Source organism: Enterobacter sp. MGH 38 (genome assembly GCF_000492855.1).
GTDB classification, from domain to species: Bacteria; Pseudomonadota; Gammaproteobacteria; order Enterobacterales; family Enterobacteriaceae; genus Enterobacter; species Enterobacter hormaechei_C.
Genome location: NZ_KI535608.1, coordinates 513,205 through 540,023 on the forward strand (window position 1 = coordinate 513,205; position 26,819 = coordinate 540,023).

General features: G+C 58.5%; 26 protein-coding genes and 1 riboswitch. Of the genes, 14 read left to right on the top strand and 12 right to left on the bottom strand.

Features of this window, described 5'->3' with window-relative positions; all coding sequences use genetic code 11:
* Positions 1–4: 4 nt before the first annotated feature.
* Positions 5–1,312 carry an adenosylmethionine--8-amino-7-oxononanoate transaminase gene (bioA, locus tag L384_RS08900; protein WP_023315662.1) on the bottom strand — a complete coding sequence of 436 codons (1,308 nt, stop codon included), beginning with the start codon at positions 1,310–1,312 and terminating at the stop codon, positions 5–7.
* A 68-nt stretch (positions 1,313–1,380) separates the two neighbouring features.
* Between bioA and bioB the strand changes: the two genes are divergently transcribed.
* The 4 genes from bioB to bioD are packed head-to-tail and all read left to right on the top strand — an operon-like array spanning position 1,381 to position 5,008.
* On the top strand, positions 1,381–2,421 hold the full coding sequence (gene bioB, locus L384_RS08895) for a biotin synthase BioB (RefSeq protein ID WP_017384942.1): 1,041 nt from the start codon (positions 1,381–1,383) through the stop codon (positions 2,419–2,421).
* Positions 2,418–3,575 (top strand): 8-amino-7-oxononanoate synthase, encoded by a 1,158-nt coding sequence (gene bioF / locus L384_RS08890; RefSeq protein WP_022650640.1) that lies wholly within the window; start codon positions 2,418–2,420, stop codon positions 3,573–3,575. The genes bioB and bioF overlap by 4 nt, the downstream gene beginning before the upstream one ends.
* Positions 3,559–4,314, top strand: coding sequence for a malonyl-ACP O-methyltransferase BioC (bioC, locus tag L384_RS08885; protein ID WP_023324344.1), 756 nt, complete (start codon positions 3,559–3,561; stop codon positions 4,312–4,314). The genes bioF and bioC overlap by 17 nt, the downstream gene beginning before the upstream one ends.
* Positions 4,307–5,008 carry a dethiobiotin synthase gene (gene bioD, locus L384_RS08880; protein ID WP_072201992.1) on the top strand — a complete coding sequence of 234 codons (702 nt, stop codon included), beginning with the start codon at positions 4,307–4,309 and terminating at the stop codon, positions 5,006–5,008. The genes bioC and bioD overlap by 8 nt, the downstream gene beginning before the upstream one ends.
* Here bioD and L384_RS08875 read toward each other — a convergent pair.
* Complete coding sequence (locus tag L384_RS08875) at positions 4,971–5,693, bottom strand: ABC transporter ATP-binding protein (protein WP_023324346.1); 723 nt, start codon at positions 5,691–5,693, stop codon at positions 4,971–4,973. The genes bioD and L384_RS08875 overlap by 38 nt on opposite strands.
* 749 nt (positions 5,694–6,442) lie before the next feature.
* On the opposite strand from L384_RS08875, the gene uvrB reads away from it, so the two are divergent.
* Positions 6,443–8,458, top strand: a complete 2,016-nt coding sequence (gene uvrB, locus L384_RS08870; RefSeq protein ID WP_003858519.1) for an excinuclease ABC subunit UvrB — start codon at positions 6,443–6,445, stop codon at positions 8,456–8,458.
* 79 nt (positions 8,459–8,537) lie between these two features.
* Here the strand turns inward: uvrB and yvcK are convergent, their stop codons facing one another.
* Positions 8,538–9,446, bottom strand: coding sequence for a uridine diphosphate-N-acetylglucosamine-binding protein YvcK (yvcK, locus tag L384_RS08865; protein WP_023299636.1), 909 nt, complete (start codon positions 9,444–9,446; stop codon positions 8,538–8,540).
* 226 nt (positions 9,447–9,672) lie between these two features.
* Positions 9,673–9,806: riboswitch (molybdenum cofactor riboswitch) on the top strand.
* On the opposite strand from yvcK, the gene moaA reads away from it, so the two are divergent.
* The 6 genes from moaA to L384_RS08835 all read left to right on the top strand — a co-directional run bounded on the left by moaA (position 9,794) and on the right by L384_RS08835 (position 13,267).
* Positions 9,794–10,783, top strand: coding sequence for a GTP 3',8-cyclase MoaA (gene moaA / locus L384_RS08860; protein WP_003858516.1), 990 nt, complete (start codon positions 9,794–9,796; stop codon positions 10,781–10,783). It overlaps the preceding riboswitch by 13 nt.
* Positions 10,784–10,807: 24 nt before the next feature.
* A complete protein-coding gene (gene moaB / locus L384_RS08855; RefSeq protein WP_003858514.1) occupies positions 10,808–11,320 on the top strand; it encodes a molybdenum cofactor biosynthesis protein B in 513 nt (170 codons plus the stop codon).
* Between the two features lie 3 nt (positions 11,321–11,323).
* Positions 11,324–11,809, top strand: a complete 486-nt coding sequence (moaC, locus tag L384_RS08850) for a cyclic pyranopterin monophosphate synthase MoaC (RefSeq protein WP_003858511.1) — start codon at positions 11,324–11,326, stop codon at positions 11,807–11,809.
* A complete protein-coding gene (moaD, locus tag L384_RS08845) occupies positions 11,802–12,047 on the top strand; it encodes a molybdopterin synthase sulfur carrier subunit (protein ID WP_003858510.1) in 246 nt (81 codons plus the stop codon). The genes moaC and moaD overlap by 8 nt, the downstream gene beginning before the upstream one ends.
* 1 nt (position 12,048) lies before the next feature.
* On the top strand, positions 12,049–12,501 hold the full coding sequence (gene moaE, locus L384_RS08840; RefSeq protein WP_003858509.1) for a molybdopterin synthase catalytic subunit MoaE: 453 nt from the start codon (positions 12,049–12,051) through the stop codon (positions 12,499–12,501).
* 58 nt (positions 12,502–12,559) lie between these two features.
* Positions 12,560–13,267, top strand: a complete 708-nt coding sequence (locus L384_RS08835) for a Bax inhibitor-1/YccA family protein (RefSeq protein ID WP_003858508.1) — start codon at positions 12,560–12,562, stop codon at positions 13,265–13,267.
* Between the two features lie 94 nt (positions 13,268–13,361).
* Here the strand turns inward: L384_RS08835 and L384_RS08830 are convergent, their stop codons facing one another.
* The 3 genes from L384_RS08830 to L384_RS08820 are packed head-to-tail and all read right to left on the bottom strand — an operon-like array spanning position 13,362 to position 16,320.
* On the bottom strand, positions 13,362–14,324 hold the full coding sequence (locus L384_RS08830; RefSeq protein WP_003858505.1) for a lysylphosphatidylglycerol synthase domain-containing protein: 963 nt from the start codon (positions 14,322–14,324) through the stop codon (positions 13,362–13,364).
* Positions 14,324–15,562, bottom strand: coding sequence for a cardiolipin synthase ClsB (gene clsB / locus L384_RS08825; RefSeq protein WP_003858503.1), 1,239 nt, complete (start codon positions 15,560–15,562; stop codon positions 14,324–14,326). The genes L384_RS08830 and clsB overlap by 1 nt, the downstream gene beginning before the upstream one ends.
* Entirely contained in the window at positions 15,559–16,320 is a 762-nt protein-coding gene (locus L384_RS08820) for an endonuclease/exonuclease/phosphatase family protein (protein WP_023315668.1), read from the bottom strand. The genes clsB and L384_RS08820 overlap by 4 nt, the downstream gene beginning before the upstream one ends.
* Positions 16,321–16,453: 133 nt before the next feature.
* Between L384_RS08820 and L384_RS08815 the strand changes: the two genes are divergently transcribed.
* The gene (locus tag L384_RS08815; RefSeq protein WP_003858499.1) at positions 16,454–16,864 is read left to right on the top strand and encodes a YbhQ family protein; all 411 of its coding nucleotides are present in this window, start codon (positions 16,454–16,456) and stop codon (positions 16,862–16,864) included.
* On the opposite strand, the gene L384_RS08810 is transcribed toward L384_RS08815, so the two are convergent.
* Genes L384_RS08810 through cecR form a run of 5 tightly spaced genes read right to left on the bottom strand, consistent with a single transcriptional unit; the run spans position 16,826 to position 22,466 of the window.
* On the bottom strand, positions 16,826–17,932 hold the full coding sequence (locus L384_RS08810) for an ABC transporter permease (RefSeq protein WP_023324347.1): 1,107 nt from the start codon (positions 17,930–17,932) through the stop codon (positions 16,826–16,828). The two genes, L384_RS08815 and L384_RS08810, sit on opposite strands and share 39 nt — an antisense overlap.
* A 9-nt stretch (positions 17,933–17,941) precedes the next feature.
* The gene (locus tag L384_RS08805) at positions 17,942–19,075 is read right to left on the bottom strand and encodes an ABC transporter permease (RefSeq protein ID WP_023324348.1); all 1,134 of its coding nucleotides are present in this window, start codon (positions 19,073–19,075) and stop codon (positions 17,942–17,944) included.
* Positions 19,065–20,804, bottom strand: coding sequence for an ATP-binding cassette domain-containing protein (locus L384_RS08800; protein WP_023324349.1), 1,740 nt, complete (start codon positions 20,802–20,804; stop codon positions 19,065–19,067). Before L384_RS08800 ends, L384_RS08805 begins: the two co-directional genes overlap by 11 nt.
* Positions 20,797–21,792, bottom strand: coding sequence for a secretion protein HlyD (hlyD, locus tag L384_RS08795; protein ID WP_023324350.1), 996 nt, complete (start codon positions 21,790–21,792; stop codon positions 20,797–20,799). The genes L384_RS08800 and hlyD overlap by 8 nt, the downstream gene beginning before the upstream one ends.
* A complete protein-coding gene (gene cecR, locus L384_RS08790; RefSeq protein ID WP_003858489.1) occupies positions 21,789–22,466 on the bottom strand; it encodes a transcriptional regulator CecR in 678 nt (225 codons plus the stop codon). The genes hlyD and cecR overlap by 4 nt, the downstream gene beginning before the upstream one ends.
* Positions 22,467–22,670: 204 nt before the next feature.
* Here cecR and rhlE point away from each other — a divergent pair, with 204 nt between their 5' ends.
* Together rhlE and dinG are read left to right on the top strand one after the other, a co-directional pair.
* Positions 22,671–24,053: an ATP-dependent RNA helicase RhlE gene (gene rhlE / locus L384_RS08785; RefSeq protein WP_003858487.1), complete on the top strand. Its 1,383-nt coding sequence runs from the start codon at positions 22,671–22,673 to the stop codon at positions 24,051–24,053.
* A 97-nt stretch (positions 24,054–24,150) separates the two neighbouring features.
* Positions 24,151–26,328 carry an ATP-dependent DNA helicase DinG gene (dinG, locus tag L384_RS08780; RefSeq protein WP_023324351.1) on the top strand — a complete coding sequence of 726 codons (2,178 nt, stop codon included), beginning with the start codon at positions 24,151–24,153 and terminating at the stop codon, positions 26,326–26,328.
* Here dinG and L384_RS08775 read toward each other — a convergent pair.
* Positions 26,315–26,818 (bottom strand): fimbrial protein, encoded by a 504-nt coding sequence (locus L384_RS08775; RefSeq protein WP_023324352.1) that lies wholly within the window; start codon positions 26,816–26,818, stop codon positions 26,315–26,317. The genes dinG and L384_RS08775 overlap by 14 nt on opposite strands.
* Position 26,819 lies beyond the last annotated feature (1 nt).

Genomic DNA, 26,819 nt, shown 5'->3' on the forward strand with positions numbered 1-26,819 from the left:
GGGGTTAAATCGCGAAATGCGCTGAAGTGTTAACGGCTTCAACCACTGCCCCGGTCAGCTTGCGGAGCTGATCCGCAGAAATGCTGTACGGCGGCATGAGGTAAATCAGCTTACCGAAAGGTCGCACCCACACGCCCTGGTCAACGAAGAAGCGCTGCAACGCGGCCATGTTCACCGGATGCGTTGTCTCGATTACCCCGATGGCGCCCAGTACGCGGACGTCCGCGACGTATTCCGCCTCCGCCGCCGCGCTTAACTGCTGCTTCAGCTGCGCCTCAATCGCCGCCACCTGCGTCTGCCACGCGCCGCTCTCCAGAATGGCGAGGCTTTCGCTTGCCACGGCGCAGGCCAGCGGGTTGCCCATAAACGTCGGGCCGTGCATAAAGCAGCCCGCGTCACCGTCGCTGATGGTGTCGGCAACCTGGCGCGTGGTAAGCGTGGCGGAGAGCGTCATGGTGCCGCCGGTGAGCGCTTTCCCCAGGCACAGAATATCCGGCGCGATCCCCGCATGCTCGCAGGCAAACAGCTTCCCGGTACGGCCAAAGCCGGTGGCGATCTCATCGGCAATCAGCAAAATTCCTTCGCGGTCGCACATCTTCCGAATGCGCTTCAGCCACTCGGGGTGATAGATCCGCATTCCGCCCGCGCCCTGCACAATCGGTTCGAGAATAACGGCGGCAATCTCGTGGCGATGGGCCGCCATCAGCCGCGCGAAGCCCACCATGTCCATCTCGTCCCATTCGCCGTCGAAGCGGCTCTGCGGGGCTGGCGCAAACAGGTTTTCCGGCAGGTAGCCTTTCCACAGGCTGTGCATGGAGTTGTCCGGATCGCACACCGACATCGCCCCGAAGGTGTCGCCGTGATAGCCGTTGCGGAAGGTGAGGAACCGCTGGCGCGTTTCGCCCTTCGCATGCCAGTACTGCAACGCCATTTTCATCGCTACTTCCACGGCCACCGAGCCGGAGTCGGCCAGGAAAACACACTCCAGCGATTCAGGCGTCATCGCTACCAGGCGACGGCATAAATCCACCGCGGGCTGGTGCGTGATCCCGCCAAACATCACGTGTGACATCTGGTCAATCTGCGCTTTCATCGCCGCGTTCAGACGCGGGTGGTTGTAGCCATGGATCGCCGCCCACCAGGAGGACATCCCGTCAACAAGCCGCTCGCCGCTGGCGAGATGCAGCTCGCAGCCGTGGGCAGAGGCTACCGGATAGACGGGAAGGGGGCGGGTCGTGGAGGTGTAAGGGTGCCAGATATGCTGCTTGTCGAAGGCGAGATCGTCCTGGGTCATAATCGACTTGTAAACCATTTTGAAAAGTTTTAGGTTTACAAGTATAAACCGAACCGACAATTAACAAAACCCTTTGGAGAAGCCCGATGGCTCACCACGCACGCTGGACGATGTCGCAAGTCACTGAATTATTCAATAAACCTTTCCTGGAGCTGATGTTTGAGGCGCAACAGGTGCACCGCCAGCACTTCGATCCGCGTCATGTTCAGGTCAGCACGCTGCTGTCGATCAAAACCGGGGCTTGCCCGGAAGACTGCAAATATTGCCCGCAAAGCGCGCGCTATAAAACCGGTCTCGAATCCGAGCGCCTGATGGAAGTCGAGCAAGTGCTCGACTCCGCGCGCAAGGCCAAAAACGCTGGCTCGACCCGCTTCTGCATGGGCGCGGCGTGGAAAAATCCGCATGACCGCGACATGCCCTATCTGGAGCAGATGGTGAAGGGGGTGAAGGAGATGGGGCTTGAAGCCTGCATGACCCTGGGTACGCTGAACGAAGAGCAGGCGCAGCGTCTCTCGGCGGCGGGGCTGGATTACTACAACCACAACCTTGATACCTCGCCGGAGTTCTACGGCAACATCATCACCACGCGTACCTATCAGGAGCGTCTGGACACGCTGGATAAAGTGCGTGATGCGGGGATCAAGGTCTGTTCCGGCGGGATCGTGGGACTGGGCGAGACGGTAAAAGATCGTGCCGGCCTGCTGTTACAGCTGGCAAACCTGCCGACCCCGCCGGAAAGCGTGCCCATCAACATGCTGGTGAAGGTAAAAGGCACGCCGCTGGCGGATAACGAGGACGTGGATGCCTTCGATTTCATCCGCACCATCGCGGTGGCGCGCATCATGATGCCGACCTCTTACGTTCGCCTCTCTGCCGGTCGCGAGCAGATGAGCGAGCAGACCCAGGCGATGTGCTTCATGGCCGGGGCCAACTCCATCTTCTACGGCTGCAAACTGCTGACCACGCCAAACCCGGAAGAGGACAAAGATGTCCAGCTGTTCCGCAAGCTGGGGCTGAACCCACACCAGACCGGGGTACAGGCGGGGGATAACGAGCAACAGCAGCAGCTGGAGCAGCAGATTTTTAACGCCGACACCGACCAGTTCTACAACGCGGCAGCCGTATGACCTGGCAGGCACGTATCAGGACCGCGCTCGACGAGCGGCGGGCGGCGGATGCGTTTCGGGTGCGCAGGGTAGTGGAAAACGGTGCAGGCCGTTTTCTCACCCGGGAAGGAGAGCGGTTCTGTAATTTCTCCAGCAACGATTATCTGGGACTGAGCCAGCACCCGCAGATCGTTCGCGCCTGGCAGCAGGGCGCGGATCGTTACGGCGTGGGCAGCGGTGGCTCCGGGCACGTCAGCGGCTACACCACGGCGCATCAGGCGCTGGAGGAAGAGCTGGCCGACTGGCTGGGCTACCCGCGGGCGCTGCTGTTTATCTCCGGTTTTGCCGCGAATCAGGCGGTGATTGCCGCCCTGATGGGCAAAGACGACCGCATCATCGCGGACCGCCTGAGCCACGCGTCTCTGCTTGAAGCGGCCAGTCTCAGCCCGGCGCAGCTGCGGCGTTTTGCCCATAACGATGCCTCTCAGTTGAACGTCCTGCTGGGTAAACCCTGTTCAGGGCTTCAGCTGGCGGTGACGGAAGGGGTATTCAGCATGGACGGCGACAGCGCGCCCCTTGCCACCTTGCATGACGTCGCAAAACAGCAGAACGCCTGGCTGCTGGTCGACGATGCCCACGGCATTGGCGTCACCGGCGAGGAGGGGCGCGGAAGCGCGCACCAGCAACGCGTCAGGCCGGAACTGCTGGTGGTCACCTTCGGCAAAGGCTTCGGCGTCAGCGGCGCCGCGGTGTTGTGCAGCGAGCCGGTGGCCGATTACCTGGTGCAGTTCGCCCGTCACCTGATCTACAGCACCAGCATGCCCCCGGCGCAGGCCGTGGCGCTCTCTGCGTCGCTTGCGGTGATCCGCGGCGAAGACGGCGCTGAACGCCGGGCGCGCCTGGCCGACCATATTCAGCGTTTTCGCCGGGGGATAAGCGAGCTGTCTTACCGGCTTACCGACTCGCACAGCGCCATTCAGCCCGTGATTGTGGGTGAAAACCATCGGGCGCTGATGCTGGCACAGGCGCTACGAGAACGCGGGCAGTGGGTCACGGCGATCCGCCCACCCACCGTGCCACCAGGCACCGCGCGCTTGCGTCTGACGCTCACGGCAGCGCATGAGCCGCAGGATATCGATACGCTTCTGGAGGCACTGTATGTCTCCCGTCAATAAACAGGCCGTTGCCGCCGCGTTTGGCCGGGCAGCGCAAAGCTATTCACGGCACGATGAGCTGCAACGCCTGAGCGCCCGCGGGCTGCTGGCCGCGCTCGGTGACGGGCGTTTTGCGCAGGTGCTCGACGCAGGCTGCGGGCCAGGCGGCAATAGCCGTTACTGGCGCGCAACAGGTAGCCACGTCACGGCGCTGGATTTATCCGCGCAGATGCTGGATGAAGCCCGCCAGCAGCAGTCAGCAGACCGTTATCTGGTGGCCGATATCGAGGCCATCCCGCTGGAGGATGCGCTGTTTGACCTCGTCTGGAGCCATCTGGCGGTGCAGTGGTGCGCCAGCCTGCCGCAGGCCCTACGCGAGTTATACCGCGTGGCGCGGCCCGGCGGAGCGGTGGCCTTTACCACCCTGCTGGAAAGTTCGTTGCCGGAGCTGAATCAGGCGTGGAGGGCAGTGGATGCACAGCCTCATGCCAACCGGTTTCTCTCGCACGAACAGGTCACTCAGGCGCTGGCAGGCTGGCGCTATCGCAGCGTGGTCCAGACCGTCACCCTCGAATTTAGCGATGCGTTAAGCGCCATGCGATCGCTTAAGGGCATAGGCGCGACGCACCTGCACGCCGGACGGGAGAAGAAACCCCTTACCCGCGGCCAACTCCAGCGTCTCGAGCTGGCCTGGCCGCAGGAGCGGGGCCGGTTCCCGCTCTCTTATCATCTTTTTCATGGGATTATTGAACGTGACTGAACGTTATTTTGTTACCGGCACGGACACTGAAGTCGGTAAAACGGTTGCCAGCGCTGCGCTGTTGCAGGCGGCGCGTCTGCTGGGGAAAACAACTGCCGGGTATAAGCCCGTAGCCTCCGGCAGCGAGATGACGCCGGAAGGCTTACGCAATACCGATGCGCTGGCGCTACAGCGTAATAGCAGCCTTGCGCTGGCCTATTCTGCGGTGAACCCCTATACCTTTGCTGAACCCACCTCGCCGCACATCGTCAGCGCCGATGAAGATCGTCCGATTGATTTTTCGGTGCTCTCTTCCGGGTTACGCGACCTGGAAACGCAGGCCGACTGGGTGCTGGTGGAGGGGGCTGGCGGCTGGTTTACCCCGCTGTCCGACGAGCAGACATTTGCTGACTGGGTGCAGGCCGAGCAGCTTCCGGTCATTCTGGTGGTCGGCGTGAAGCTTGGCTGTATCAATCACGCCATGCTGACCGCTCAGGCCGTGCAGCAGGCCGGGTTGCGTCTGGCAGGGTGGATTGCCAATGACGTGGTTGCGCCGGGTAAACGTCATGCTGAGTACCTGGCGACGCTGAAGCGGGGGCTGCCTGCGCCGTTTCTCGGCGAGATCCCGTGGCTTGCCGACGGCGCAGAGCAGGCGGAAACCGGACGCTATCTTGACCTTAGCGCCTTATGTCCCGAGCCATCCAGTGCGCAATAAGGTCGTCATCCAGCTCGTTAACGTGGCCCTGTGCCACGTTACGCCCGCGATAGAGCATGCAGAAACGATCCGCTACCCGGCGGATAAACGACAGCTGTTGCTCAGCTAACAGCACCGTCATTCCCAGCTCCCGATTCAGCCGCACCAGCAACTGCCCCAGCCTGCGCGCGAAACCGTGCCCTGCGCCGCACATGGGCTCATCCAGAATCAACACGCGCGGGCGATTAACCAGCGCACTGGCGAGAGCCAGCTGATACTGGTCGTCGGGGGACAGCGCAGAGGCACGGCTCTGTCGCAGCGGATAGAGCTCCGGAAACAGGGCGTACACGTCATTTTTTGATGTCGGGTCGGATTTCCCCGTCGCCCGCATAGCGATATGCAGATTTTCATCGACGGTCAGCTGGGAAAATATCCGCCGATCCTGCGGGACGTAGCCTATCGTCGGCGGCGCCGTGAATGCTGACGCAGGGCTGAGCAAATTACGCGGCGGCGCGCCAGCCTCATGCCAGATGATGGTGCCGCTTTCAACGGGCACCTTTCCGGTAATGCAGTTCATGAGCGTGGATTTACCCATGCCAGGCAGGCCAACAATGCCCGTACAGATGCCTTGCGGGAAATCGATATTCACGTTCCATAGCGTATGTTGGCTTCCGTAAAACTGATTTACAGCACGCAGACTCAACATCTTTCTCTCCTTAAAAATGTGTGGGGGTGATGCACAGAGTGATGTCTGCAAAACGCCTGCCAGGAACTTCATAATGATTAAAAAAAGGCCATTTTTAGGAATAACTCACTATCAAAAGCTGTACGTTTATACGAAATGCACATTCCCGGTGCCGCGTATGTCGAATCGTGGTGCAGGAGAAATGACAGAATTGTGATTAAGATCTCGCCAGTTGCTTATGAAAAAATGAACGTTTTCCAGGCAAAAAAGAGTGATAAAAATTTTTTACTGCCGCTTCGTGGGAAAAACCGGGAATTTGCTGAAGTGCATGCTGTACGGGCTGGAGGCAGTTATCCACTATTCCTGTGGATAACCTTGTGCATTAGAGTTAGAAAACACGCGATAAGCGAGAGAATACGCGGGTTACGACCAAATTGATGGGAAACGCGGCTTAATAAATTAGTCTTTATTTTTTAACGAATTAGATAAAAGCAATTCCCTCAACGCCAGCGACACCTGTTGCCATAAAACTTTCATAACCGCCCTTGACAAATGTTAAAAAAGTAATAGTTCTGGGGATAACCCCCTGAGGCTGGTGTTTTATTTTGTCACAGTCGAAATTTGGCTCGCGAACGCTCTAATCCTCTCTGCGCTACGCTAAATATCCTGACACGCTACTGGTTTTTCATCCAGTGTTTTTTACTGGCAATCCTGGCCACAACGAGTAAAATTACTCACCTGCCGCTTATTCTGTCATCAGGTCGTCGCCCATGAGTAAACCGTTTAAACTGAATTCTGCTTTCCGTCCTTCCGGGGATCAGCCCGAGGCTATTCGTCGCCTGGAAGAGGGGCTGGAGGACGGGCTGGCGCACCAGACTCTGCTGGGGGTTACCGGTTCGGGCAAAACCTTCACCATTGCCAACGTCATTGCCGATCTCCAGCGTCCGACGATGGTCCTCGCGCCGAACAAAACGCTGGCGGCGCAGCTGTATGGTGAGATGAAAGAGTTCTTCCCGGAAAACGCGGTGGAGTATTTCGTCTCCTACTACGACTACTACCAGCCGGAAGCCTACGTTCCCAGCTCCGACACGTTTATCGAGAAAGATGCCTCGGTGAACGAACATATCGAGCAGATGCGTTTGTCGGCGACCAAGGCGCTGCTGGAGCGTCGTGACGTGGTGGTGGTGGCCTCGGTGTCGGCGATCTACGGCCTGGGCGATCCGGATCTCTATCTCAAGATGATGCTGCACCTGACGCAGGGGATGATCATCGATCAGCGGGCGATTTTGCGCCGTCTGGCGGAGTTGCAGTACACCCGTAACGATCAGGCGTTCCAGCGCGGGACCTTCCGCGTGCGCGGCGAGGTGATTGATATCTTCCCGGCGGAATCGGACGACATGGCGCTGCGCGTGGAGCTGTTCGACGAAGAGGTTGAACGCCTGTCGCTGTTCGATCCGTTGACCGGTCACGTCGAGTCGGTGATCCAGCGCTTCACCATCTACCCGAAAACGCACTACGTGACGCCACGCGAGCGTATCGTGCAGGCGATGGAAGAGATCAAAATTGAGCTGGCGGACCGCCGCAAGGTGCTGCTGGCGAACAATAAGCTGCTGGAAGAGCAACGCCTGAGCCAGCGTACCCAGTTCGATCTGGAGATGATGAACGAGCTGGGCTACTGCTCCGGCATCGAAAACTACTCGCGCTACCTATCCGGGCGCGGGCCGGGCGAAGCGCCGCCGACGCTGTTTGACTACCTTCCGGCGGACGGCCTGCTGGTGATCGACGAATCACACGTTACGATCCCCCAGATCGGCGGGATGTACCGCGGTGACCGCGCGCGTAAAGAGACGCTGGTTGAGTACGGGTTCCGACTGCCGTCAGCGCTGGACAACCGTCCGATGAAGTTTGAAGAATTTGAGGCGCTTGCTCCGCAGACCATCTACGTATCGGCGACGCCGGGCAACTACGAGCTGGAAAAATCCGGTGATGACGTGGTGGACCAGGTGGTGCGTCCGACCGGGCTGCTGGATCCGATTATCGAGGTGCGTCCGGTGGCGACGCAGGTGGACGATCTGCTCTCGGAAATACGTGCCCGTTCCGCCATCAACGAGCGCGTGCTGGTTACCACGCTCACCAAACGTATGGCGGAAGATTTGACGGAGTATCTGGAAGAACACGGCGAGAAGGTGCGGTATCTGCACTCGGATATCGATACCGTGGAGCGTATGGAGATCATCCGCGATCTGCGTCTGGGCGAGTTCGACGTGCTGGTAGGAATTAACCTTCTGCGAGAAGGTCTGGATATGCCGGAGGTGTCGCTGGTGGCGATTCTGGACGCGGACAAAGAGGGCTTCCTGCGTTCCGAGCGCTCGCTGATCCAGACCATTGGCCGCGCCGCGCGTAACGTCAACGGGAAGGCGATCCTGTACGGGGATAAAATCACCCCGTCGATGGCCAAAGCGATTGGCGAAACGGAACGTCGTCGCGAGAAGCAGCAGCGCTATAACGAAGAGCACGGCATCACGCCGCAGGGGCTGAACAAGAAGGTGGTGGATATCCTGGCGCTGGGTCAGAACATTGCGAAGACCAAAGCGAAAGGCCGCGGCAAGGCCCGTTCAGTGGTGGAAGAGGATACCGTCGCGCTGACGCCGAAAGCGTTGCAGCAGAAGATCCACGAGCTGGAAGGGCAGATGATGCAGCATGCGCAGAACCTGGAGTTCGAAGAGGCTGCGCAAATCCGCGATCAGCTGCATCAGCTGCGGGATCTGTTTATTGCGGCATCGTGAATTTTTTGCCCGGTGGCGTTTTCTCCCTCTCCCTGTGGGAGAGGGCCGGGGTGAGGGCATCAGGCCGCACAAAACGAACCTAACCTAATGCCTGAATCGCCTTCTCCAGCGCCTCGCGTAGCAGATGGCGGTCGTGGCGATATTTAATATCGCTGGCTTCCAGCGGCTCCTGTACCACCACGCGATCGCCAATCCCTGATACATCCACTTTCGGTCCGACCACGACACCATCGATAATTTTCTTACCAACGTACTGTTCCATCAGGTCCAGCTTATCCGCCAGCGACAGGCTTGCCGCCGCCGGGCTGAGTTCGCGGCCTAAATTACCGATATAGACCATGGGCGCAGGCGTTCTGCGCAGCGCCTGCGCCAGCTCTTTCACCAGCAGGATCGGCATCAGGCTGGTGTAAAAACTTCCCGGCCCAATCAGGATCAGATCGGCCTCGCCAATCGCTTCTACCGCTTCACGCGTTGCGGGTACGCTGGGGTAGGTCATCAGCTCTTTTGGCGGCAGAAGAAGCTGGTCGATATTCACTTCACCATACACTTCGTGATCGTCAGCATCGATCGCCATCAAATCTACCGGCTGTTCGGACATTGGGATCAGGAACGCATCCACTTTTAGCAGGTTACGAATTAAATTGATCGCTTCCAGAGGGCGCACGCTCAGGTGATCCAGCGCCTTTAACATCAGATTTCCAAGGTTATGGCCTGAAAGTTCGCCATTCCCGCCAAAACGGTACTCAAACATCGCCGAGGCCACGCTTGGCTCAGTGATGAGCTGGTTGAGGCAGTTGCGCATGTCGCCCCAGGCTATCCCGCCTTCAGCACGTCGGATCCGCCCGGTTGAGCCGCCGTTGTCCGTTGTTGTCACGATGCCCGTCAGGCGTGAGCCCAGTGACGATAACGACGACATAACCCGTCCCAGCCCGTGACCTCCGCCAAGAGCGACCACGCGGTCCAGATCCGCAAAAGTGCGATTGCGCATACCTATTCCTTATCCTGTTAAGCTTGCGTCACAGTAACGCAACTACTCCTAAAAGACGATGCCTCTCACAATCCATAATGACGTATATCAATGCGAAAGCGCTGTTTTTGCGTATTCTGTAGTGAAAATGCACGATAACATCGTTATGTATAAATTTATATAGCGAAAAGCGACAATGGCGAAGTGGCGATTTCCACGCTACTATCGCCATAACCACGTTTTCAAAACTGAAAACATACACTCTAGCCCTGGCGCCTGTGTCGAGAGATATGGCGCCCTGGCCGTGGCGGATTTGCCACCAGGGTACAGAAAGAAATGACTGTGCCTCCCGATCTGGAAAGGTGTACATGGCTTCACAACTTACTGATGCTTTCGCGCGTAAGTTTTACTACTTGCGTCTGTCGATTACCGATGTGTGCAACTTCCGTTGCACCTACTGCCTGCCCGATGGCTACAAGCCGGGCAGCGTCACCAATAATGGCTTTCTCTCCGTGGATGAAGTACGCCGCGTTACGCGTGCGTTCTCGGAACTCGGCACGGAAAAAGTGCGTCTTACCGGGGGAGAGCCCTCCCTGCGTCGTGATTTCCCTGACATTATTGCCGCCGTGCGTGAAAACGAACGTATCCGCCAGATCGCGGTGACCACCAACGGTTACCGCATGGCGCGTGACGTGGCGTACTGGCGCGATGCGGGGCTGACGGCGATCAACGTCAGCGTGGACAGCCTTGATGCCCGGCAGTTTCACGCCATTACCGGTCAGGACAAGTTCCGCCAGGTGATGGACGGCATCGATGCGGCGTTTACCGCCGGGTTCGAAAAAGTCAAAGTCAACACGGTGCTGATGCGCGACGTAAACCACCATCAGTTGGACACCTTCCTGGCGTGGATTAAATCCCGTCCCATTCAACTGCGTTTTATCGAGCTGATGGAAACGGGCGAGGGCAGCGAGCTGTTCCGCCGTCACCATATTTCCGGCATGGTGTTGCGCGACGAGCTGCTGAAACGCGGCTGGATCCATCAGATCCGCCAGCGCAGCGATGGCCCGGCGCAGGTTTTTTGTCATCCGGATTATGAAGGCGAAATCGGCCTGATCATGCCCTATGAAAAAGACTTCTGTGCCAGCTGCAACCGCCTGCGTGTCTCCTCCGTTGGCAAGCTCCATCTTTGCCTGTTCGGGGATGGCGGCGTCGATCTGCGCGATTTGCTGGAAGATGACGCTCAACAGGACGCGCTTGAAGCACGCATTTCCGAGGCGCTGACGCACAAAAAGCAGACCCATTTCCTGCATCAGGGCAACACCGGCATTACTCAGAACCTGTCCTATATCGGCGGGTAATCAGGCTTTAGAAGGAACCAGAAGATGAGTCAAGTAAGCGCGGAATTTATCCCGACACGCATTGCTATTCTTACCGTTTCCGAACGTCGTGGTGAAGAGGATGATACCTCCGGCCACTGGCTGCGCGAGGCGGCACACGAAGCCGGACACCAGATTGTTGATAAAGCGATCGTCAAAGAAAACCGTTACGCCATTCGCGCTCAGGTCTCACAGTGGATTGCGAACGATGACGTCCAGGTGGTGCTGATCACTGGCGGCACCGGCTTTACCGCAGGCGACCAGGCGCCGGAAGCGCTGCTCCCGCTGTTCGATCGCGAAGTGGAAGGCTTCGGCGAAGTGTTCCGCATGCTCTCGTTTGAAGAGATTGGTACCTCTACGCTTCAGTCCCGTGCTGTCGCGGGGGTGGCGAACAAGACGCTGATCTTCGCCATGCCGGGGTCGACCAAAGCCTGCCGCACCGCGTGGGAAAACATTATTGCCCCGCAGCTGGATGCTCGTACCCGTCCGTGTAACTTCCATCCCCATTTAAAGAAATAAACTATGTCACAACTGACCCACATAAACGCCGCTGGCGAAGCGCATATGGTGGATGTCTCCGCCAAAGCCGAAACGGTGCGCGAGGCGCGTGCTGAAGCGTTCATCACCATGCTGCCGGAGACGCTGGCGATGATTATCGACGGCAGCCATCACAAGGGTGATGTGTTTGCCACCGCCCGTATCGCTGGTATTCAGGCCGCTAAACGTACCTGGGACCTCATTCCGCTCTGCCATCCGCTGATGCTCAGCAAAGTGGAGGTAAATTTGCAGGCGCAGCCGGCGCATAATCGCGTGCGTATCGAGTCCTTGTGCCGCTTAACCGGGAAAACTGGCGTGGAGATGGAGGCGTTGACGGCGGCCTCCGTGGCGGCGCTGACCATCTACGACATGTGTAAAGCGGTGCAGAAAGATATGGTGATTGGCCCGGTGCGTCTGTTGGCAAAAAGCGGCGGCAAATCCGGCGATTTTAAGGTAGAAAGCCATGATTAAGGTGCTTTTTTTTGCCCAGGTCCGTGAGCTGGTCAATACCGACAGCCTGACGCTGGACGGCTCTTTCGAAAACGTCGCCGCCCTGCGCGCGCATCTGGCGGCGCAAGGCGACCGTTGGGCGCTGGCGCTGGATGAAGGCAAACTGCTGGCCGCCGTGAATCAGACGCTGGTGGAGTTGACCCACCCGCTGGCCGATGGGGACGAAGTGGCCTTCTTCCCGCCGGTAACAGGGGGTTAAGATGACGGAAACCCGAATTCTGGTCGGCCCTGAGCGCTTTAGCGTCGGTACCGAATACAGCTGGCTGGCAGAGCGCGATGAAGACGGCGCGGTCGTGACGTTTACCGGAAAAGTGCGTAACCACAACCTCGGCGACAGCGTAAAAGCGCTGACGCTGGAGCACTATCCGGGGATGACCGAAAAATCACTGGCGGCCATTGTCGAAGAGGCGCGAGGCCGCTGGCCGCTGGGACGCGTTACGGTTATCCATCGCATCGGCGAAATGTGGCCCGGCGAAGAGATTGTGTTTGTCGGCGTCACCAGCGCCCATCGCGGGAGTGCGTTTGCGGCGGGGGAGTTCATCATGGATTATCTTAAAACCAAAGCGCCGTTCTGGAAACGTGAAGCGACGCCGGAAGGTGAGCGCTGGGTGGAATCACGCGACAGCGATAAGCATGCCGCCAGCCGTTGGTAACAGGTTTACGTGGATGTGTTAGTCTTAACATGTGTGTTTACTTAATCAGGAGTGAATCATGGACCGATTTCCGCGTTCCGATTCGATAGTTCAGCAGACCCGTAGCGGGCTGCAAACCTACATGGCTCAGGTATATGGCTGGATGACGGTTGGCCTGCTGCTTACCGCGTTTATCGCGTGGTATGCGGCAAACACGCCTGAACTGATGATGTTTATCTTCTCCAGCAAAATCACCTTCTTTGGGCTGATTATTGCGCAACTGGCGCTGGTATTTGTGCTCTCCGGGCTGGTGCACAAGCTCAGCTCGGGTATGGCGACCACGCTGTTTATGCTCTATTCGGCGCTGACCGGGCTGACGCTTTCCAGTATTTTCATCGTTTACACCTACTCCTCCATCGCCAGCACCTTTGTGGTGACCGGCGGGATGTTCGGTGTGATGAGCCTGTACGGTTACACCACCAAACGTGACCTGAGCGGCTTCGGCAACATGCTGTTTATGGGGCTGATTGGGATTGTGCTGGCGTCGCTGGTGAACCTGTGGCTGAAAAGTGACGCGCTGATGTGGGCGGTGACCTATATCGGGGTGGTGATCTTCGTGGGCTTAACCGCCTACGACACCCAGAAGCTCAAAAACATCGGTGAACAAATTGATGTTCGTGACAGTTCAAACCTGCGCAAATACTCGATTCTGGGCGCGTTGACGCTTTATCTGGACTTCATCAACCTGTTCCTGATGCTGCTGCGTATCTTCGGCAACCGTCGTTAGTGAGGGTGGCGCTGTCTGATGCCCTCACCCTGACCCTCTCCCACAGGGAGAGGGAACAAACCCTAAAAACGGCAACGAAGTTGCCGTTTTGCTTTTATTTTGCCATTGCCTTCTCGTTCTTCGCGCGCAGCTTCTTGGCCCGACTCTCCAGCACCAGATAACAGACCGTTGCCAGCGCCAGCGGCAGGAAGTAGTAGATCATGCGGTACGCGAGCAGGGCGGCGATAATCGTCCCGTGAGACACATGCTCCCCCGCAAGCAGCGCGATAAACACCGCTTCCAGTACGCCAATACCCGCCGGAATATGCACAATCACCCCGGCAATACTGCTTACCAGCAACACGCCCAGCACAAAGAAGTAATTCACATCTTCGCCAATTAACAGCCAGATAATGGCCCCCATCGCCATCCAGTTGGCGCTGGAAACCACCATTTGCAGGACGGCAAACTTCCATGACGGCAGCACCAGCTTCTGGCCTTTAATGGTCATGTGACGACGTTTGGCAAAGGCGCAGGCCCACAGGTAGGCCGCGATGATCAGCAGCAGTACGATGCCCAGAATGCGCAGAGTGGCCTCATCGATGTACCAGTGCGCAGGCAGCTGCACCACGCCGATGGTGAAAATCACCCCGCCCAGCAGAATATACCCCAGCCAGTTGGTGGTGATGCTTAAGGAGAAAATACGCGTAATGGTGCCGCCCGGTAAGCCAAGGCGGGAGTACAGGCGATAGCGCATACCAATCCCGCCCACCCAGGTGCTCAGCGTCAGGTTAAAGGCGTAGCAGATGAATGACACCAGCATAACCTGCCGTTTGGCAAGCTTATGCCCGCAGTAGGCGCGTCCCAGCAGGTCATAGCAGCCGTACATCAGGTAGCTCACAATCACCAGCCCAACGGCACCCAGCAGGACTGTCCGGTTGTAGTTGCGAATAACTTTCCACACCTCTTCCCAGTCCACCTTCTGGGCATACACCACCAGCAGGACCGCGACGGCAATAAAGAACAGCCAGGTCAGGATTTTTTTCGCCAGCCGCCAGCGAGGATGAGATTTCGACATCAGGTTTTCCCTCCATCTTCCGCCTCTACGCGGTCCTGGGTTTCCATTTCGGGTTGCACAGGCGGATCCACCAGCGCCAGTTTCGGCGTATGCGCGGGCAGCCAGCCCACCATGGCCGGGAAGTGGCGCAGGAAGTGGAACACCACCACGCCGATGCCCACGTTCCACCAGCTCCGTTTCGGCACCATGGACTCATCCACACGCACGCAGTCTTTATTAATAAGACCCTGAAGGTTATCGCGCAGGGTGTGATTAAACTGGCGATCGTGGATGATGAGGTTCGCTTCCAGATTCAGCGATAAGCTCAGCGGATCAAGGTTGCTGGAGCCGACGGTCGCCCAGTGGTCATCCATCACGGCGACTTTGCCGTGCAGCGGGCGGCGGCGATATTCATAGATCTGCACGCCGCTTTTGACCAGATAGCGATAGAGCAGACGCGCGCCCACCTTCACAATCGGCATATCGGGCTCACCCTGCACGATAAGCTTCACGCTCACGCCGCGTCGGGCCGCGTTGCGCATGGCATGCAAAATCCGGTAACCGGGGAAGAAATAGGCGTTGGCGATAATCACCTCGCGCTTCGCGTTCGCCAGCATCTTCAGGTAATGACGCTCGATATCGTCCCGATGCTCCTCGTTATCACGCCAGACGAACAGGGCCTGCGCCTCGCCGGGCTTGCGGTTCTCCTCCGGGCGGTGACGGCGTCGCCACCAGCGGCGGACGGCCTCCTTGCCGGGTAAGTTTTCCAGCACGAACAGCTGGATGTCCTGCACTACCGGCCCTTCGATACGGATCGCGTAGTCCTGTTTCGCTTCGGGACCGTAATCCGACATATGCTCGGCGGAGTAGTTAATGCCGCCCACGAAGGCCACCGTTTCATCCACCACCACAATTTTGCGGTGCATACGGCGGAACAGGTTGGTGCGCATGCCGAACAGACGCGGGCCGGGATCGTAATAGCGGAACACCACCCCTGCGGCGGTGAGCTCGTTAACAAATTCGTCGCTGAGATCCGGCGAACCATATCCGTCGAGCAGGACCTCGATTTTTATACCGCGACGAGCGGCATGCAGCAGTGCGCTGTGCAACTGCCTGCCCACGTCATCTTCAAACCAGATAAACGTTTCCAGAAAGACTTTCTGCTGTGCGTGGCTAATCGCCTCAAAAACCGCCGGATAATAGTTATCGCCATTTTCCAGCAGCGTAATACGGTTACCTTCCTGCCATGTGCATTTCATAAGTGGATCTCCGCGCTGAGTGGGGCATGGTCGGAGAGATGTCGCCAGTTGAGCAAGGCCAGCGCCGTCGGGCTACTGGCGTGGGCATTTTTTACGTAGATGCGGTCAAGGCGCAGCAGGGGGAAGCGCACCGGAAACGTTCGCGCGGGACGACCGCGTGCGCGGGTAAAAATCTCCTCCAGCCCCGCATTCACCTTCAGCGGATGGTTGGCACGCTGTCGCCAGTCGTTGAAATCACCGGCCACCACCACGGGCTCGCCCTCCGGCAGCGCATTTGTCCAGTCTGCCAGCATCTGTAGCTGGGCCTGACGGTGGGCTTCACGCAGGCCAAGATGAACACAGCCTACATGAATGGGAAAATCGAGCTCTGGGGGGGTGATACGACAGTATAACAGCCCGCGTTTTTCACTCTCGCCAACGGAGACGTCCCGGTTCTCATAATGCTCGATAGGAAAACGCGACAGCACCGCGTTACCGTGATGCCCCTCCGGGTAGACCGCATTGCGCCCGTAGGCGTAATCGCTCCACATGGTATCCGCCAGAAACTCGTAGTGGGGCGTGTCGGGCCAGTTTTCGAAATGCATCGGGTGCACTTCATGCGCGCCCATGACCTCCTGGAGGCAGACAATATCGGCGCTGACGGTGCGCACCGCGTCGCGCAGCTCCGGTAAAATGAAGCGGCGGTTAAATGCTGTGAAGCCCTTATGAATGTTTATCGTCAGCACCTTAAGCGAGAAATGCTGCGTTTTTTTGCTCATAAACACCTTCCTGGGTGACTATCCCGATGAAAATAAAGTGTAGTAGGCGTCACAAAAAGATGCGGCGTTACGGAATTTTCCGTAAAGTGCGGTAGTCTGAATTAGCAGAGAAAAATCCTTCAGGAGAGAAGCCATGAAGTGGCAACAACGCGTTCGTGTCGCAACCGGTTTGAGTTGCTGGCAGATAATGTTGCATTTACTGGTCGTGGCCGTACTGGTGATGGGCTGGATGAGCGGCACGCTGGTGCGTGTTGGCTTAGGGTTATGCGTGGTTTACGGCGTGACCGTGCTGTCGATGCTGTTTTTACAGCGTCATCACGACGCGCGCTGGCGCGAAGTGGGAGATGTGCTCGAAGAGCTCACCACCACCTGGTATTTTGGTGCGGCAATGATCGTCCTGTGGCTGTTGTCACGCGTGCTGCAAAACAACCTGCTGCTGGCCCTGGCGGGTCTGGCTATCCTCGCAGGACCCGCGGTGGTGTCGTTGCTCACCAAAGAGAAAAAGCTACGCGATGTTTCGTCTAAACATCGCATAGGCCACTGAGCCCGTAGTGGCCGCGATGACCAGTAGCGGCCACAAACTTCCCCACACAATATCCAGACTCGCATCCTTCAGATAGATTTGCTTGGTGATATCTGTGAAGTGACGAATCGGGTTTATCCACGTCAAATCCTGTAACCACACCGGCATGTTCTCCACTGGCGAAACGTACCCAGAAAGCAAAATCGCCGGCATCATAAAGACAAACACCCCAATAAACGCCTGCTGCTGCGTTGAGCATAGTGCGGAGATCAGCAGCCCAAACCCCACCAGCGACAGCCCGTAAATCACCATCGTGAAGTAAAACAGCGCCAGCGATCCGGCGAACGGGATCTGGTAGGCCCAAATTCCCACCCCCAGCACGATGGTGGCCTGGAAGGTGGCGACAATTAGCGCCGGCACCGCTTTGCCGACGAAAATTTGCCAGGTGGCGAGCGGAGAGACCAGCAGCTGATCCAGCGTGCCCTGTTCGCGCTCGCGAGCGACGGAGAGGGAGGTGACGATCATCACCCCGATGGTGGTGATCATGGCGATCAGCGACGGCACCACAAACCACTTGTAGTCCAGATTCGGGTTATACCAGTTGCGCACCACCAGTTCGCTGTTGTTGGGTTTGGGTTTGCCCGCCATCAGCTCCTGCTGGTAATCCTTCACCACCTGCTGGAGGTAGTTGGCTGCGATCTGGGCGCTGTTGGAGTTACGCCCGTCGAGGATCAGCTGCATCGGCGCGGTCTGGAAGGTATCCAGATTGCGGGAGAAATCCGCCGGGAAGCGCACCAGCAGCAGCGCTTTTTGCGTGTCGATGGTGGGCTGAATGTCCTGCGGGCTTTTCAGCAGCAGGATGTGGGTAAAGGCTTTCGCACGCGCAAAGCGCTGCGTCAGCTCGACGGAGTGTTTGCCGTTGTCTTCGTTGTAAATGGCAATGGTGGCGTTGGTCACCTCAAGGGTGGCGGCAAACGGGAACAGTAAAACCTGGATCAGCACCGGCAGCACCAGAATGGCGCGGGTCTGCGGCTCGCGCAGTAGGGATTGCAGCTCTTTGCGTATTAACGTCCATAAACGGTGAAACATGCGCGCTCCTTAATCTAACCGCCGTTTGGTTTTCATCCACGTCAACCCGATAAACATCACCGCCGACGCCATTAAAAACAGCGTGTTGATAATCAGCACTACCGGAATATTCCCCGCCAGGAACAGGCTTTGCAGCGTGCTCACGAAGTAGCGCGCCGGGATAATGTAGGTCACGGCGCGGATGACGGCAGGCATACTGTCTATCTGGAAGATAAACCCTGAGAGCATTATTGACGGCAGGAAAGCGGCGTTCAGCGCCACCTGCGCGGCGTTAAACTGGTTGCGGGTGATGGTGGAGATGAGCAGCCCCATCCCCAGCGTGCTGAGTAAAAACAGGCTTGTGATAAAGAACAGCACCACCAGCGAGCCGCGGTACGGCACGCCGAGGATAAAGACGGACACCAGCATGCAGAGCAGCATCGCCAGCATGCCGAGGAAGTAGTAGGGGATCAGCTTGCAGAGCAGCAGCTCGACGCGCGTCACTTCGGTCGAGAGCAGCGCCTCCATGGTGCCGCGCTCCCATTCGCGGGCGATCACCAGCGAGGTCAGAATCGCGCCGATCACCGTCATAATAATCGTTACCGCGCCCGGAATAATAAAGTGCTGGCTGATGGCGGCGGGGTTAAACCAGTAGCGTGTCTGCACGTCAATCAGCGGTTCAAACTTTTCCCCCCGGTCCTCGGCGCGCTGCATCTGCCAGAGCTGCCAGATCCCCTCCGCGTAGCCCTGCACAAAGTTCGCGGTGTTCGGCTCGCTGCCGTCGGTAATCACCTGGATCGGCGCATCGGCGCCCGGGCGCGCCATGTTGGCCGCGAAATCCACCGGAATGACGATCAGGCCGCGAATTTTCCCGGCCTGCATTTTCTGGATCAATTCCTGCCGGCTGTCGCTGATGGTGGCATCGATGTAGGGCGAGCCGGTCATGGCGTGGGTGAAGTCCAGCGCCTCTTCGCTCTGCTGCTCCAGCAAAATCCCGACCCGCAGCTTGCTGGAATCGAGGTTAATCCCGTAGCCGAAAATAAACAGCAGCAGCAGGGGGATCACCACCGCAATCAGCCAGCTGCTGGGGTCGCGCACAATCTGCCGCGTCTCTTTGACGCACAGGGCGCGCACCCGGCGCCAGGAGAGGGCGTTACTGCGCATGAGTATTCTCCTTATCCCAGTTGTGAATGAGGGTGATAAACGCCTGCTCCATGGTCGGGTCTGGCTGCGCGTCGTCGGCGGCCTGCGCTTTCAGGTCATCCGGCGTGCCGTGGGCAATCAGCTTGCCGCGATAGACCAGCCCGATACGGTCGCAATACTCCGCCTCGTCCATAAAGTGGGTGGTGACCATCACGGTCACGCCTTTTTCCACCATGCTATTGATATGCAACCAGAATTCACGGCGGGTGAGGGGGTCCACGCCTGACGTAGGTTCATCAAGAAACAGGATATCCGGCTCGTGCATCAACGAGCAGGCCAGCGCCAGCCGCTGTTTGAAGCCAAGCGGCAGCGCGTCGGTCGCCTGCGAGGCGATATCGGTCAGGCCGAAGGCGTCGCACATGCGGCCGATCTTCTGGTTCTGCGCCCGTCCCCGCAGGCCATAGACGCCGGAGAAAAATCGCAGATTTTGCTCCACCGTCAGGTTGCCGTAGAGCGAAAACTTCTGCGCCATATAGCCCAGGTGCTGGCGCGCCTTGCCGGAGCTGACTTTGAGATCCATGTTCAGCACCAGCGCTTTGCCGGACGTCGGTACCAGCAGACCGCACATCATTTTAAAGGTGGTGGATTTTCCTGCGCCGTTCGGCCCGAGCAGGCCAAATATCTCGCCGCGCTTCACGGCAAAATTGACGTTATCGGTGGCGGCGAAATCGCCGAATTTTTTGGTGAGCGATTTCGCTTCAATGACCGTTTCGCCCGGCGTACCTTCCACCGTGTGCAGAATGGCGCCAAGCGGTGATTCTGAGGTTCCCGCCCCGCCCAGCAGATCGATAAACGCATCTTCAAAGCGCGGCGCGGTCTCTGTCATGTCGATCTCAGGCATCCCCTGCGCACGCCGGATATCGTCGGCGGTGGCCTCTTTTTTGAGGATCACGCGCACCGAACGGCCCTGAATCATCCCGTCGCTCACCTGGGGCAGCTTCAGCACCCGTTGCAGCAGCGTGCGGTTGGATTCCTGCGCGCTGTGCAGCAGAAAACTTCGCCCGGCCATGGTTTGCGTCAGCTCGGTGGGTTCGCCCTGATAGAGCAGTTCGCCTTCATTCATCAGCAGCACGTCGCGGCACTGTTCTGCTTCATCAAGGTATGAGGTACTCCAGAGGATCAGCATGCCGTCACCCGCCAGTTCGTGCACCATCTGCCACAGTTCACGGCGGGAAATCGGGTCCACGCCGACGCCGGGTTCATCCAGCAACAGCACCTTCGGTTCGCCCACCAGCGTGCAGGCCAGCCCCAGTTTCTGCTTCATCCCGCCGGAGAGCTTGCCCGCCAGCCGGTCGGTGAACGGGCCGAGCGAGGTAAATTCCAGCAGGCGGGCGAAGGTTTTCTCCCGGGTTTCGCCGGTGACGCTGCGCAGGTCGGCGTACAGGTTGAGGTTTTCCATTACCGTCAGATCTTCGTACAGACCAAACTTCTGCGGCATATAGCCGAGTATGCCGTGGAGCGCCGCGTCGTCTTTGATCGGATCGAGGCCAAGCACGCTGGCACTGCCTTCATCCGGCTTCAGCAATCCCGCCAGCATCCGCATCAGCGTGGTTTTACCCGCGCCGTCCGGCCCCACCAGCCCGGTCACATAGCCTTTCTGAATCGTACAATTCAGCGGTGCGACCGCCGGTTTAGCCATTCCCGGGAAGCGTTTGACCAGATTGTTGAGCTGGATAACCGCGTCATTCATGTCGTTCCCCGTCGTTTAAGGTCACGGTAACAGGCATGCCCTGACGCAGCGCGTCGTCCGCATCGGTGACGATGATGCGCAGGCGATACACCAGGTCGGTACGCAGGTCCGGGGTTTCAACGGTTTTTGGCGTGAACTCGGCGGTAGGGGAGACGAAGCCCACTTTGCCGTGATACGGCTTGTCCGGGCGACCGTCGGTATAGAGCAGCAGTTCGCGGCCCGGCTGCATCTGGCCAAGATTCGGCTCATCAATGTAAGCGCGCACCCACACCGGACGGGTTAAGGAGAGCGTTAACACGGTGCTGCCCGCGCTGAGCATGCTGCCCGGCTCCACGGCGCGGGTCATCAGCGTGCCGTCAGACGGGGCGATTAACGTGGTGTCGTGCAGATCCAGCTCCGCCTGGGCTAACTGCGCCTGCGCCTGCTCAAGGCTGGCCTTCGCCTGGTCAATGTCCTGCGCACGGTTACCGGTGCGGTACTGGCTTAGCTTATCCTGGGCAGATTTCAGCGTCGCCTGTGCCTGGTCGCGGGATGAGCGCGCGTTTTCCAGGTCGTTGGCGGAAATAGTACGGCTTTTCCATAAGCCTTGCTGACGGTTATAGAAATTCTGCGCATAGTCATAGGCGGCTTTTGCCTGCTTAACGGCAGCGGCCGCCTGGGAGATCTCTTCGTCACGATAGCCCGCCAGCATCAGGTCGTATTGCGCCTGTGCGACGGAGACGCCTGCTTTTGCCTGCATCAGCGCGTTCTCAAACGGGGCTTTGTCCAGCATCCCCAGCGTCTGCCCGGCTTTGATGGCATCGCCTTCGTCAACGTTCAGCGAGGCCAGCCGTCCGCCAACGCGGAAGCTCATGTTGACGGTGCGGATATCCACGTTGCCATACAGCGTCAGGCCACGATCCTGCTGGCTCTGATACCACAGCCAGCCGCCTGTTCCCGCGGCAAGCAAGACAACAACCACCAGAATGATGGCGACAGGTTTTTTCATGACTTCTGGCTCCTTTGCGTTAAGCCTTGCAGGATCAGATCAACGTGACAGGTAATGACCTGGCTAATTTGCGCGGCTTTATCCTCATCGAATTGTGTCCAGCCCGTACGTAACAGGATGGTCTCACGCCCCAGACGGAAGGCGAGCACTTCGCCCAGCAGGGCGTGGGTATGCAAAATGGTGTCGGTATCGCTCGCGTCCCGTCCGGTATAGGCGGCGATCAGCCGGGTCAGATGGCTGTGCATCGGGGCGATCACCTGATCGTGCACCAGCTGGTACGCGGCAGTGGGGGAGAGCTGCTCGCGGGAGATAAATTTGCTCAGGTTCAGCGTATCGTCGTGCGTCAGCAGGCGGATCATGTTGTGACAGGCGTTAAGGATCAGCTGGCGGATGGCAGCCCGGTCAGGCTCTGGCTGGCTGAACAGCGCGGTGGCTTCTTCCACGTGCGGGCGAAAGCTGGTGCCGATAAAATCCGCGATCCACTGGGCGCAGGCGAGGTATAAATCCTCTTTTGAGCCAAAATAATAGGTGATGGCCGCAATATTCTGCCCGGCCTGAGCGGCGATATCCCGCGTGGTGGCATGCAGACCATACTCGCCAAACTGCGCCAGCGCGGCGGCGATAAGCTGACTTTTCGCCTGTTCGCCTTTGGTTGTCGTTGGGGTTGTATTCATAGCAGCATTAAAAATTAATCAATCGATTGATTAAGATTATGCCTGATTTGCGCAAACGTCGAGTCATCGCCGGGGATATTTTATGCGCCACGTCACAAAAGCTGCTACACTCCGCACCTTCGCGACATTGTGGTTTTTGTCCTTCTATTCGTTATATCTCCCTGAAAACTACACCTGTGATGGTCGGGGCGGTTCGGAGTTTTTATGTCTTTTGATTCCCTTGGTCTGAACCCGGAAATTCTGCGCGCCATCGCAGAGCAGGGCTACGTTGAGCCAACCCCTATCCAGCAGCAGGCCATTCCGGCCGTTTTGCAGGGCCGTGACCTGATGGCAAGCGCGCAGACCGGTACCGGTAAGACCGCGGGCTTTACCCTGCCGCTGCTGGAGCTGTTGGTAAAAAACCAGCCGCACGCCAAAGGCCGTCGTCCGGTGCGTGCGCTGATCCTCACCCCAACCCGCGAGCTGGCGGCCCAGATTGGCGAGAACGTGCGTGAATACAGCCGCTACCTCAACATTCGTTCGCTGGTGGTTTTCGGCGGGGTAAGCATTAACCCGCAGATGATGAAGCTGCGCGGCGGCGTGGACGTGCTGGTGGCAACGCCGGGGCGTCTGCTGGATCTGGAACACCAGAACGCGGTGAAGCTCGATAACATCGAAATCCTGGTGCTGGACGAAGCCGACCGTATGCTGGACATGGGCTTCATCCACGACATTCGCCGCGTGCTGGCGAAGCTGCCGACGCGTCGTCAGAACCTGCTCTTCTCCGCGACCTTCTCCGACGAGATCAAGGCGCTGGCGGAAAAGCTGCTGCATAACCCGCTGGAAGTGGAAGTCGCGCGCCGCAACACCGCCTCCGAGCAGGTGACGCAGCACGTTCACTTTGTGGATAAGAAGCGCAAGCGGGAACTGCTCTCCCAGATGATCGGACAGGGCAACTGGCAGCAGGTGCTGGTCTTTACCCGCACCAAGCACGGCGCCAACCACCTGGCGGAACAGCTGAATAAAGACGGCATCCGCAGCGCGGCGATCCACGGCAACAAGAGCCAGGGCGCGCGTACCCGCGCGCTGGCGGACTTTAAATCTGGCGACATTCGCGTGCTGGTGGCAACCGACATCGCCGCACGCGGTCTGGATATCGAAGAGCTGCCGCACGTGGTGAACTACGAGCTGCCAAACGTGCCGGAAGATTACGTTCACCGTATCGGCCGTACCGGCCGTGCGGCGGCCACCGGTGAAGCGCTCTCTCTGGTTTGCGTGGACGAGCACAAGCTGCTGCGTGACATCGAACGCCTGCTGAAGAAAGAGATCCCGCGCATTGAAACCCCGGGCTATGAAGTGGACCCGTCGATCAAAGCCGAGCCAATTCAGAACGGTCGTCAGGGTGGCGGACGCGGTCAGGGCGGCGGTGGTCGCGGTCAGCAGCCGCGTCGTTCAGAAGGTGGCGCGCCGAAATCTTCGGGCAAACCGCCGCGTCGTAATAACGACAGCAAACCAGCCGGTGAAAACCCGTGGCGTAGCGGCGAAGGGAAACCGGCAGGCGAGGGGCAGCGCCGACGCCGCCCGCGTAAACCTGCTAACCCGCAGTAATCTGGAAGCCCGGTCGTAAAGCCGGGCTTTTCTTTTTGCGGCAGCGGAGAGAAAGTGCCACAATAGTGGCTGTTTATACAGTATTTCAGGTTTTCCGATGGCTTTAACCGCTGCGCTGAAAGCGCAAATAGGCGCCTGGTATAAGGCGCTACAGCAGCAGATCCCCGATTTTATCCCCCGAGCGCCGCAGCGGCAGATGATTGCCGACGTGGCAAAAACGCTCGCCGGGGACGACGGGCGACATCTGGCGATTGAAGCCCCGACCGGCGTCGGGAAAACCCTGTCGTATCTCATTCCCGGCATCGCCATCGCGCGGGAGGAGGACAAAACGCTGGTGGTCAGCACCGCCAACGTGGCCTTGCAGGATCAGATCTTCAGCAAAGATTTGCCGCTGCTGCGCAAAATTATCCCCGATTTACGCTTCACCGCCGCCTTTGGTCGCGGGCGCTACGTCTGCCCGCGCAATCTGGCGGCGCTGGCCAGCAGTGAACCCTCCCAGCAGGATCTGCTCGCGTTTCTTGATGACGAGCTGACGCCAAACAACAAGGCGGAGCAGGAGCAGTGCGCAAAGCTGAAGGCCGATCTCGACGGCTACAGGTGGGACGGCCTGCGGGATCACACCAGCCAGGCGATCGGCGACGACCTGTGGCACAGGCTCAGCACCGATAAAGCGAGCTGCCTGAACCGCAACTGTCACTACTACCGCGAGTGCCCTTTCTTTGTTGCCCGGCGTGAGATTCAGGAAGCGGAGGTGGTTGTCGCCAACCATGCGCTGGTGATGGCCGCACTGGAGAGTGAAGCGGTTCTGCCGGAGCCCAAAAACCTGCTCCTGGTGCTCGATGAAGGTCATCATCTGCCCGACGTGGCGCGGGATGCGCTGGAGATGAGCGCGGAAATTACCGCCCCGTGGTTTCGCCTGCAACTGGATCTGTTCTGTAAGCTGGTGGCAACCTGCATGGAGCAGTTCCGCCCGAAAACCACGCCGCCGCTGGCGGTTCCGGAGCGGTTGAGCGAGCACTGTGAAGAGGTGTACGGCCTCATCGCCTCGCTGAATAACATTCTTAACCTGTATCTACCCGCCACACAGGAGGCGGAACACCGTTTTGCGATGGGGGAGTTGCCGCAGGAAGTGATGGAAATTTGTCAGCAGCTGGCGAAGCACCTTGAAAAGCTGCGCGGGCTGGCGGAGATGTTCTTAAACGATCTCAGCGAGAAAACCGGCACCCATGACGTTGTTCGCCTGCACCGCATTCTGCTGCAAATGAACCGTGCGTTGGGCATGTTTGAGGCGCAGAGCAAACTCTGGCGGCTGGCCTCAATGGCGCAGGCGTCCGGCGCGCCGGTGACAAAGTGGGCCACCCGCGAAGTGCGAGACGGGCAGGTACATCTTTTCTTCCACTGCGTGGGCATCCGCGTGGCCGATCAGCTGGAAAAGCTGATCTGGCGCAGCGTGCCGCACGTGGTAGTGACGTCGGCGACCCTGCGTTCACTGAACAGCTTCTCAAGGTTGCAGGAAATGAGCGGCCTGAAAGAGAAAGCGGGGGACCGTTTTGTGGCCCTGGACTCGCCGTTCAACCACTGTGAGCAGGGCAAGCTGGTGATCCCGCGCATGAACTATGAGCCGCTTATCGATAACGAAGAGCAGCATATTGCGGAAATGGCGGCCTACTTCCGCGAGCAGGTTGAGAGTAAAAAATACCCCGGTATGCTGGTGCTGTTTGCCAGCGGCCGCGCGATGCAACGCTTCCTGGAGCACGTCACCGATCTGCGCTTGCTCCTGCTGGTGCAGGGCGATCAGCCGCGCTATCGGCTGGTGGAAACCCACCGTAAACGCATTGATAACGGCGAGCGCAGCGTGCTGGTGGGGTTACAGTCCTTTGCGGAAGGGCTTGATTTGAAAGGTGACTACCTGACGCAGGTGCATATCCATAAAATTGCCTTCCCGCCCATCGACAGCCCGGTGGTGATCACCGAAGGCGAATGGCTGAAAAGCCTGAACCGTTATCCGTTTGAAGTGCAAAGCCTGCCTGCGGCGTCGTTTAACCTTATTCAGCAGGTCGGGCGCTTGATCCGTAGCCACGGCTGCTGGGGCGAGGTGGTGATTTATGACAAACGACTGCTCACCAAAAACTACGGCCAACGGCTGCTGAATGCGCTGCCGATCTTCCCGATTGAGCAGCCAGAAGTGCCGGAGGTAAAAAAACGCCCGGCAAAACCCTCTGCCGGGCGTACAAAAAGCATCCGTGCAAAGAGGCGCGGTCCTACTGGTAAGTGAATGTCACCTGAATCACGCTGCTGAACGTCCCGGCAGTGACGGGCATTGAGGTGGCGTAGTAGCGCGCGGACAGGGGAAAGGTTGCCGTGTGGTCGCTCGGATTGATGGCGGCGTTAAAGGCGGCCTGCGGGGCAATCAGTATTTTGTCCTGCCGGTCTGCCAGCTCCAGCGCCAGCCCCTTTGCGCTGCCGATATTGGCAAATTTGGTCGGATGCACGCTGTCTGCCTGGCCATAGAAAAAGGCCGTGGCAAGCGCCAGCGTGGCAGGACAGTGCGATACTGACAGGGAAAAGTCTTTCCACTCGCCGGTATCCCCCACGTCTTTAAAACTGCCCGACACCGTCTGGCCTAAGTCCACCGTCAGGTTGCGGCTGGCGCTGTCAATGATGCAGGTATTGGCGTAAATATTTCCCGTCATCTGGATCTGAATATCGTCTGCGTGGGCCAGGGCCAGTAAGCCCATCGTCAGAAACGCGATTGTCTTTTTCATG

Excerpts from the sequence above, each read along its gene's own strand:
- L384_RS08805 (WP_023324348.1), bottom strand. The coding sequence starts at position 19,075 with ATGCGCAGTAACGCCCTCTCCTGGCGCCGGGTGCGCGCCCTGTGCGTC.
- hlyD (WP_023324350.1), bottom strand. The coding sequence starts at position 21,792 with ATGAAAAAACCTGTCGCCATCATTCTGGTGGTTGTTGTCTTGCTTGCC.
- L384_RS08810 (WP_023324347.1), bottom strand. The coding sequence starts at position 17,932 with ATGTTTCACCGTTTATGGACGTTAATACGCAAAGAGCTGCAATCCCTA.
- yvcK (WP_023299636.1), bottom strand. The coding sequence starts at position 9,446 with ATGCGCAATCGCACTTTTGCGGATCTGGACCGCGTGGTCGCTCTTGGC.
- rhlE (WP_003858487.1), top strand. The coding sequence starts at position 22,671 with ATGTCTTTTGATTCCCTTGGTCTGAACCCGGAAATTCTGCGCGCCATC.
- L384_RS08800 (WP_023324349.1), bottom strand. The coding sequence starts at position 20,804 with ATGAATGACGCGGTTATCCAGCTCAACAATCTGGTCAAACGCTTCCCG.
- moaE (WP_003858509.1), top strand. The coding sequence starts at position 12,049 with ATGACGGAAACCCGAATTCTGGTCGGCCCTGAGCGCTTTAGCGTCGGT.
- cecR (WP_003858489.1), bottom strand. The coding sequence starts at position 22,466 with ATGAATACAACCCCAACGACAACCAAAGGCGAACAGGCGAAAAGTCAG.
- L384_RS08830 (WP_003858505.1), bottom strand. The coding sequence starts at position 14,324 with ATGTCGAAATCTCATCCTCGCTGGCGGCTGGCGAAAAAAATCCTGACC.
- L384_RS08775 (WP_023324352.1), bottom strand. The coding sequence starts at position 26,818 with ATGAAAAAGACAATCGCGTTTCTGACGATGGGCTTACTGGCCCTGGCC.
- moaD (WP_003858510.1), top strand. The coding sequence starts at position 11,802 with ATGATTAAGGTGCTTTTTTTTGCCCAGGTCCGTGAGCTGGTCAATACC.
- L384_RS08875 (WP_023324346.1), bottom strand. The coding sequence starts at position 5,693 with ATGTTGAGTCTGCGTGCTGTAAATCAGTTTTACGGAAGCCAACATACG.
- bioC (WP_023324344.1), top strand. The coding sequence starts at position 3,559 with ATGTCTCCCGTCAATAAACAGGCCGTTGCCGCCGCGTTTGGCCGGGCA.
- L384_RS08820 (WP_023315668.1), bottom strand. The coding sequence starts at position 16,320 with ATGAGCAAAAAAACGCAGCATTTCTCGCTTAAGGTGCTGACGATAAAC.
- clsB (WP_003858503.1), bottom strand. The coding sequence starts at position 15,562 with ATGAAATGCACATGGCAGGAAGGTAACCGTATTACGCTGCTGGAAAAT.
- bioB (WP_017384942.1), top strand. The coding sequence starts at position 1,381 with ATGGCTCACCACGCACGCTGGACGATGTCGCAAGTCACTGAATTATTC.
- moaB (WP_003858514.1), top strand. The coding sequence starts at position 10,808 with ATGAGTCAAGTAAGCGCGGAATTTATCCCGACACGCATTGCTATTCTT.
- bioA (WP_023315662.1), bottom strand. The coding sequence starts at position 1,312 with ATGGTTTACAAGTCGATTATGACCCAGGACGATCTCGCCTTCGACAAG.
- uvrB (WP_003858519.1), top strand. The coding sequence starts at position 6,443 with ATGAGTAAACCGTTTAAACTGAATTCTGCTTTCCGTCCTTCCGGGGAT.
- dinG (WP_023324351.1), top strand. The coding sequence starts at position 24,151 with ATGGCTTTAACCGCTGCGCTGAAAGCGCAAATAGGCGCCTGGTATAAG.
- L384_RS08835 (WP_003858508.1), top strand. The coding sequence starts at position 12,560 with ATGGACCGATTTCCGCGTTCCGATTCGATAGTTCAGCAGACCCGTAGC.
- moaA (WP_003858516.1), top strand. The coding sequence starts at position 9,794 with ATGGCTTCACAACTTACTGATGCTTTCGCGCGTAAGTTTTACTACTTG.
- moaC (WP_003858511.1), top strand. The coding sequence starts at position 11,324 with ATGTCACAACTGACCCACATAAACGCCGCTGGCGAAGCGCATATGGTG.
- L384_RS08815 (WP_003858499.1), top strand. The coding sequence starts at position 16,454 with ATGAAGTGGCAACAACGCGTTCGTGTCGCAACCGGTTTGAGTTGCTGG.
- bioF (WP_022650640.1), top strand. The coding sequence starts at position 2,418 with ATGACCTGGCAGGCACGTATCAGGACCGCGCTCGACGAGCGGCGGGCG.